4 protein-coding genes and 1 pseudogene are annotated in these 6,737 nt (G+C 64.8%); 1 reads left to right on the forward strand and 4 read right to left on the reverse strand.

The window, feature by feature from the left end:
• From EN742_RS19025 to EN742_RS19040, 4 genes are all read right to left on the reverse strand, one after another.
• A partial coding sequence (locus EN742_RS19025) for an acyl-CoA dehydrogenase family protein (protein ID WP_128333149.1) occupies window positions 1-807 on the reverse strand: 807 nt, incomplete at its 3' end.
• The gene (locus tag EN742_RS19030; RefSeq protein WP_245482402.1) at window positions 804-1,220 is read right to left on the reverse strand and encodes an endonuclease domain-containing protein; all 417 of its coding nucleotides are present in this window, start codon (window positions 1,218-1,220) and stop codon (window positions 804-806) included. The genes EN742_RS19030 and EN742_RS19025, both read right to left, overlap by 4 nt.
• A 146-nt stretch (window positions 1,221-1,366) precedes the next feature.
• Window positions 1,367-3,163, reverse strand: coding sequence for an acyl-CoA dehydrogenase (locus tag EN742_RS19035; protein ID WP_127406530.1), 1,797 nt, complete (start codon window positions 3,161-3,163; stop codon window positions 1,367-1,369).
• Window positions 3,164-3,400: 237 nt separating this feature from the next.
• Window positions 3,401-3,865, reverse strand: a complete 465-nt coding sequence (locus EN742_RS19040) for a MerR family DNA-binding transcriptional regulator (RefSeq protein WP_126056613.1) — start codon at window positions 3,863-3,865, stop codon at window positions 3,401-3,403.
• Window positions 3,866-4,363: 498 nt separating this feature from the next.
• On the opposite strand from EN742_RS19040, the pseudogene EN742_RS19045 reads away from it, so the two are divergent.
• Window positions 4,364-6,737 (forward strand): annotated as a pseudogene (locus tag EN742_RS19045) (peptidoglycan-binding protein); the annotation flags it as partial.

Consider the following 6,737-nt stretch of genomic DNA (forward strand, 5'->3'; position numbering starts at 1 on the left):
CGCGCGCTCGATCATGGCGATCGCGCCGGTACCGATCTGCAGCCGCTCCTGCGGCAGTTGCTGCATCAGCTGGACGAAGCCCTTGCCTTCCTCATGGCCGAGCAGGTTCGAGGTCGGCACGCGCACGTCGTTGAAAAACAGTTCGGAGGTATCGTTGGCCTTCAGGCCGATCTTGTCGAGGTTGCGGCCGCGCTGAAAACCTTCGACCTCGTCGGTCTCGACGACGATCAGCGAAGTGCCCTTGGCGCCCTTTTCCGGGTCGGTCTTGGTGACGACGATGATCAGGTTGGCGAGCTGGCCATTGGTGATGAAGGTCTTGGAGCCGCTGATCTTGTAGTGGTTGCCGTCCTTCTCGGCGCGCGTCTTGACGCCTTGCAGGTCGGAGCCGGCGCCGGGCTCGGTCATGGCGATGGCGCCGATCAGCTCGCCGGTCGCGAGCTTGGGCAGCCACTTCTTCTTCTGCTCCTCGGAGCCGTAATGGAGGATGTAGGGGGCGACGATCGAATTGTGCAGACCGATGCCGAAGCCGTCGACGCCGACATGGCCGATCGCCTCGATGATGGCGCTCTCATGCGCGAAGGTGCCGCCCGAGCCGCCATATTCCTCCGGCATCGAGGCGCAGAGCAGGCCGGCCGCGCCTGCCTTCAGCCAGCTCTCGCGGTCGACCATCTCGTTCTTCTCGAACTCGTCATAGCGCGGCGCGATCTCTTCAGACATGAAGCGCGACGCCATGTCGTAGAGCATTGCGACCTCGTCCGCCGCCCAGGCGGGTTTTGGCAAGCCAAGAATTTCGGCTGGATTTGTCATGCCATTTCCTCCGTGGCGCTGGCGTCCCCCTCCCCCTTGAGGGGAAGGTGGCCGCGAAGCGGTCGGGAGGGGTCGCCGGCGACACGCTCAGCCTCACCTTTGACAAACTGCGCAACATGCCAGGCGCTATTGATAACATCCGGCTCGTCAATCCTAAGCACGACGTAGCCAAGCGACTGCAAATAAGCGTCGCGGTTCAAATCATGACGCTTGCCAGCCTCGGTTTCATGCAGGTCGCCGTCGACCTCCACAATGAGTTTGACCGACGGGCAGACGAAATCGACAATGTACGGGCCGATCGGCGATTGCCGCCTGAACTTCAAACTGTCAGCCATCAGCTCCCGCAATTCGTACCATAGCAAAGACTCCGCCTTCGTCGCATGGAGACGAAGCGAGCGTGCCTTCTGCCGCATTTCGAAACTCACCCGCGTCCGCGGCATTGCGATAGTCCTCCTCCCAGTGCGCATCTGTCAGAATTGGCGTCGAGCTCGTCGCGGGCGACCCCTCCCGACCCTTCGGGCCACCCTCCCCTCAAGGGGGAGGGGGACGCCGAGCATTTCTAGAACGCTTCCGCCGACAGCGCCATTAGCGCGTCCGCGCCACTGGAAATGCGGGCAAGCCGCGTCGCCGTCTCCGGCATGATCCGCTCCATGAAGAAGCGCGCCGTCACCAGCTTGTTGTCATAGAAGGCCGAGGAGCCGTTGGCGCCATCGGCGAGCTTCGCGCCGGCGGCCTTCGCCATCTGCGCCCACATGTAGCCCAACGCCACCAGGCCGAAGAGGTGCATGTAGTCGGTCGAGGCGGCGCCCGCATTGTCGGGCTTGGCCATGGCGTTCTGCAGCAGCCACATGGTCGCCGCCTGCAGGTCGTTGAGGCCCTTCTTCAGCGCCTTGGTGAAGGGCGCCAACTTCTCGTCGGCACGGTTCTCCTCGCAGAACTCGCCGACCTCCTTGAAGAAAGCCTGTACGCCGCGGCCACCGTTCTGCGCCAGCTTGCGGCCGACCAGGTCGAGCGCCTGGATGCCGTTGGCGCCCTCATAGATCATGGCGATGCGGGCATCGCGCACGAACTGGCTCATGCCGTGCTCTTCGATATAGCCATGGCCGCCGAACACCTGCTGCGCCATCACCGCGTGGTCGAAGCCCTTGTCGGTGAGCACGCCCTTGACCACGGGCGTCAGCAGGCCGGTGTAGTCGTCGGCCGCCCGGCGATCGTTGTCGTCACCGGCGCGGTGCGCGACGTCCGACTTGATCGCGGTCCACAGCGCCAGCGCGCGGCCGGCCTCGTTATACGCCTTCATGGTCATCAGCGAGCGGCGGATGTCGGGATGGACGATGATTGGATCGGCCTTCTTGTCCGGCGCCTTGGCACCCGACAGCGACCGGCCCTGCAAGCGGTCCTTGGCGTAGGAGACGGCGTTCTGGTAGGCGATCTCCGACAGCGACAGCCCCTGCAGGCCGACGCCGAGGCGGGCCTCGTTCATCATCGTGAACATTGCCTTCAGGCCGCCATTGGCCTCGCCGAGCAGCGTGCCTTCGGCCTCGTCATAATTCATGACGCAGGTCGAATTGCCGTGGATGCCCATCTTCTCCTCGATCGAGCCGCAAGAGACGGCGTTTCTTTCACCTGGCTTGCCCGAGGCGTCGAGCTTGAGCTTCGGCACAATGAACAGCGAGATGCCCTTGACGCCTTCCGGCGCACCCTCGATGCGGGCCAGCACCAGGTGGACGATGTTGTCCGCCATGTCGTGCTCGCCGGCGGAGATGAATATCTTCTGACCGGAAATCTTGTAGGTGCCATTGCCGTTCGACACGGCCTTGGTGCGCAGCAGGCCAAGATCCGTGCCGCAATGCGGCTCGGTGAGGTTCATGGTGCCGGTCCATGCGCCCTCGACCAGCTTTGGCAGCCAGGTCGCCTTCTGCTCGTCGGTGCCGTGGGTGATGATGGCGGCGATCGCGCCTTGCGTCAGGCCCGGATACATCATCAGCGACATGTTGGCCGAGACCATATATTCGGAAACCGCCGTGTGGACCGTGTAGGGCAGGCCCTGGCCGCCGAACTCGGCAGGCGCGGCGAGCCCCATCCAACCGCCCTCGCGATACTGGTCGAAAGCCTCCTTGAAGCCCTTGGGCGTCGTCACCGAGCCGTCATCATGGCGCACGCAGCCTTCCATGTCGCCGACACGGTTGAGCGGATGCATGATGTTCTCAGCGAGCTTGGCGCCCTCGGCGAGGATCGCCTCGAGGACCTCGGGCGTCGCGTCGGAGAAGCCGGGAAGATTGGAATAGCGCTGATAGCCCAACACGTCGTTGAGCACGAACAGCGTGTCCTGGATCGGCGCCCTGTAGATCGTCATGCCTTCCTCCACCCTTGCGGTCTGGCCCTGCCAGCAAGTTCTCGATCAAAGCGCAGATCGGAGGCTGAGCCAATGTCGACGCCCCTAGCAAAAATTGACGTTTGCGTAAACGTCAATCTTGTCGCAGACGCAAAATTTTCGGTGAGCTGACGCATGGCCGCCAAAAGAAAAGAGCCGCCCGGCACAGGCCGCGCGGCTCCTCGTCCGAGACTTTCCGCCGGAAGCCGGCGCACAGGATCAGCCGGCTGCGCTGGCCTGTGGCGGCGCGGCGCGTTGGGCAAGCATCTGGCGCACCGCCGTCATCGAGGCGCTCAACTCGTTGATGGCGTCGTCGATCAGCGCCCGCTGCTTCTGCAGGCGAGCGAGCTGCTTCTCGGACTTGTCGAGCGCCAGTCGCAGCTGCTTGGTGTTGGAGCCGGTCGGATCGTAGAGATCCATCATCTGCTTGACGTCGCGCAGCGAGAACCCGACCTTGCGGCCCAGCAGGATCAGCTTCAGCCGGGCCTTGTCGCGGCGTGTGTAGAGACGGGTCGAACCGTCGCGCTTCGGGTTGAGCAGGCCCTTGTCCTCATAGAAACGTAGCGTGCGCAGCGTCACGCCATATTTCTTGGCCATTTCGCCGATGCGGACAAGTTCCTCGCCGGTTTCAGTCGATATGTCATTGGTGTTGGCCGCGGCTTCGCCGGCCGAAACAAGCTTCATGGTCACTGGCTTTCCCCGTCTGGTGGCGCCGCGGTCCCGGACCTTGCGTCGCCTGAGTGGAAGCGGGGGCGTGCTTCCAGTCGTGGTTTCAACGAAAAATCGCAAAAGGGGGATCTGCACACCTCTTACGTTTACGTCAATTCTATACCGAGTGCCGGCTCATGACGCAAGGGTGTTCTAGGCTAAGAAACGTTATGCCGCACCCGTTGGCGCACGAGCCGGAAGCCCAGAACGATTTTTGCGGCGGCGACCGCAGTGGAAAGGATCATGCGCAAGTTCTTAAGCTTGGTTAACGCGTTGTTTACCACGTTGGGTGAAATGTGCGCATGTCGGTCACCCGTGTTTATCCTGTAGCGAATTTTTCACGGTTTTCGAAGCGCGGGCGAAACGCCCGGGAGGCTAGCCCTCCGCCGCGGCAGAACCGCACGGTCGCCTTCGTCCCGGCGAGACTTTGGGGAATCCGGTCACGAGCCGGCAATTCTGAACACGGGCGCATCGATGAACAGCAAGCGGTCCTATCTCGATACACTCAATGCCGGCAGGCAGCGCAGGCCGCACACCACGCTCGAGCAGTTGAACCGCTCCCTGGAAACGCTGGAGCAGCGGCTGGAGCGGACGCGCGAGGACACGGCCGAGCGCCTCGACCCTCGCCGCCAGCCGGAACCGCGCTACGCCAGCGCCCAGCCTTACAGCCAGCCGCCGCGCTGGTACGAGGATCCGCAGCCGACGCCGCGACCAAAGACGCCGGCGCCGGCCGCGCCCGCGTTCGAGCAGAACTATCAGGCGATCGCCCGCGACATCGACCGCGTGCGCGGCCAGGAGGACAGCGTCGCCGTGGTCGGCAAGATCGCCGGCGAGCTGCGCGGCCTGCGCGAGGAATTGCGCCATCAGATGACCGCCGGCCTCAAGCGCGAGTTCGACGCGCTGCGCAACGACATCGAGCGCGCCTTCCAGGCGAATGGCCAGGCGGACAAGGGCAGCGCCGAGCTCGGCCTCGAATTCGAGCGGCTGTCCGGCGCCATCCAGACGCTGGCTGAGAAGAGCGACGACAGGAGCGTCAACCTGCTCAGGCTCGAGATGGAGCAGGTCAAGGGCGCGCTGGACACGCTGGCGCGCGAGGAAAGCGTGCGGGCGGTCGATCGCCGATGGGACGACTTCGACCGCCGCTGGAGCGCCTTCGAGGACCGTGTCGACGCCGACCAGCGCAAGCGCTCCGACAATCCAGGCCTTTCGGCGTTGACCGACCGGCTCGAGCAGATCAGCAATGCCGTAAACAACCTGCCGGAATCGCTGTCGCTGCGCTCACTGGAGGAAAAGGTGCGCACGCTTGCCGGCGCCGTCGACCAGTTCGCCAGCCAGCAGAGCAATCGAGGCAGCGACACGTTCGGCATGATCGACGAGCGGCTGGACGAGATCTCCCGCGCCATCGTCGCCTCGACCGTTGCCGCGCAGGCCAATGCCTTCGACCCGGAACCCTTCGAGCGCATCGAGAAGCGGATCGCCTCGCTGGCGCAGCAGATCGAGGAAGTGACCCAGGCCCAGCCCGGTCGAGAGGTTATGGACCGGCTCAACCTTCTGTCGAGCCGCGTCGACGAGCTGGCCGGCCGCGCCAACCTGCCGGAGCAGGCCATGGAACGGCTCGGCAGGCAAATCGCGCTGATCGCCGACAAAATCGACCACGCGCCAGCCATGCCCGATGCCGATTATATTTTCCAGGGACTTGAACAGCGCTTCGACGCGCTGTCGGGGATGATGGAACGCCGGCAGGGTGATGCGATCGAACAGGGCAACATGCTGTTTCGCGATCTCGAGCGGCGGCTGGACGAGGTTGCCGACAGGCTCGACCAGCACATGCCGCAGGCCGACAGCGCCGGCATCATGGATGCCATCGACGCCCGCTTCACCGCGCTCGCCAAGCGCCTGGAGACGCGGGTCCCCGATCCCGCCAACGAAGCGGCGATCCGTGGCCTGGAAAGCCGGCTGGAAGACATATCAAGCCGGCTTGAAACATCGGCCGCTCAGGTCGCCGGCATCGACCCGGCGCTGATCCGCAGCCTGGAGGCGCAGGTCGCCGGGCTTTCGGCGCATCTCACCAGGCCCGGCACGCCGCTGCCGGAATTCGAGGACATCAGCCCGCGCCTCAACGAGATCGAGAAGTCGCTGGCCGGAACACGCGATACCATCCTCAGCGCGGCGCGCGAGGCGGCCGAGAGCGCGGTGCGTTCGATGGCCGATACGAGCGCCAATACAGCGGCGGTCAGCGGCCTTGCGCAGGACCTGAAGACGCTCGAAGCCCTGACGCGCCGTTCCGACGAACGCAATTCGCGCACCTTCGAGGCCATCCACGACACGCTGCTCAAGATCGTCGACCGGCTGGGTTCGCTGGAGACCAGCGAGCCTGTGGAAGCCGTCAGCGAACTCATCGACCCGCAGCCGGCGAGTAAGCGCGGGAGCCGCGGCTCCAAGATAGCGGTGCAGGATGCGCCGTCGATGGATATCGACCAGCCGCTGCCGCTGGCCGCGGACATCGCCGATCTCGACACCCGTGCCGCCGCCATCCTGCGCAACGAACCGGTTGCGCGCGACGAGCCGGCGCCACGTTCGCCGGCTGAAGCGGCGGCGGCCGCCGCCATGGCGGCGCTCGGTTCGGACACGATCGCCGAAAAGGGCGAGAAGGCCGGCAAGAAGTCGATGTTCGGCGGACTGGCGCGCGCCTTCAGGGGCAAGAAGCAGGCGGATACGCCGCCGCTCGCCGGTTCGGCGCCTGAGGTCGACGCCCCAAGCGTCGACATCGACCAGCCGCTCGACCCGAAACTTGCCAACCGGCCGCTGGAGCCAGGCTCGGGCGCACCAGACCTCAGCGCCATCATGA

Source organism: Mesorhizobium sp. M4A.F.Ca.ET.020.02.1.1, from assembly GCF_004022645.1.
Lineage (GTDB): Bacteria > Pseudomonadota > Alphaproteobacteria > Rhizobiales > Rhizobiaceae > Mesorhizobium.